Origin of the sequence: Vibrio ordalii ATCC 33509, assembly GCA_000257205.1 — a bacterium.
GTDB lineage: Bacteria > Pseudomonadota > Gammaproteobacteria > Enterobacterales > Vibrionaceae > Vibrio > Vibrio ordalii.
In genome coordinates, this window is sequence record AEZC01000124.1 from 1 (window position 1) to 966 (window position 966).

The window sequence follows — 966 nt, forward strand, 5'->3', positions numbered from 1 at the left end:
AAAGGAAGAAGGCATTAGTCCTGGAACCCTGTATTATTGGCGGCAACAACTCAGACATTCTGGAGCTCCTGTGCCCAATAGCAATACTTCATCAGAGCAGTGGTCTGCACAAACCAAACTCGCCATCATCGCTGAAACTTACTCAATGACTGAGCATGAACTCAGCCAATATTGTCGCGAGAAAGGTCTGTTCCCTGAACAAATCAAAGCTTGGCGAAATGAGTGCATGCAAGGATTTATGACAACGAAAGAACAGGAGCTAGAAGCAAAAAAACAAGCGAAAGCCGATAAAATGGAAATCAAAGCGCTGAAAAAAGAGTTACGTTTTAAAGAAAAAGCCTTAGCGGAAACGGCAGCCTTGTTGGTACTACGAAAAAAGCTGAGGGCCTTTTACGGGGAAGAACCCGAGGACGACTAACCTCAACCGATGAAAGGCAATACCTAATAACACTTATTCGCGATGCTCAACAACATGGTTGCCGTTTAGAGCAAGCTTGTCATGAAGCTGAGATTGACTTGAGAACGTATCGACGCTGGTATCAACAGGGCAATGTTCAAGCTGATAAAAGACCAACATGCACCAGGCCTGTGCCTGCTAATAAACTGACACAACAAGAGCGAGAAGCGATCATCGAAATATGCAATCGACCTGAATATGCTAGTTTGCCACCTACTCAAATCGTTCCGACTTTGCTGGATAAAGGCGAATATATTGCCTGTGAATCAAGCTACTATCGGATATTGAAGGCACATGGTCAACTGCATAAGCGTGGTCGACAGAAAGGAAGACAACGACATGCTAAACCAACAAGCTACACAGCGACAGGGCCAAATCAAGTATACAGTTGGGATATTACTTACTTGCCATCTAAGGTGATTGGGCAACACTATTACCTGTACGTTATAGAAGATATCTATAGCAGAAAAATTGTTGGTTATGATGTCTATGAGAGAGAATGTGGTGAG

At 43.6% G+C, this 966-nt stretch carries 1 pseudogene; it reads left to right on the forward strand.

Going from position 1 to position 966, the window contains the following annotated elements:
• Window positions 1-966, forward strand: a pseudogene (locus tag VOR_RS19105) (transposase); the annotation flags it as partial.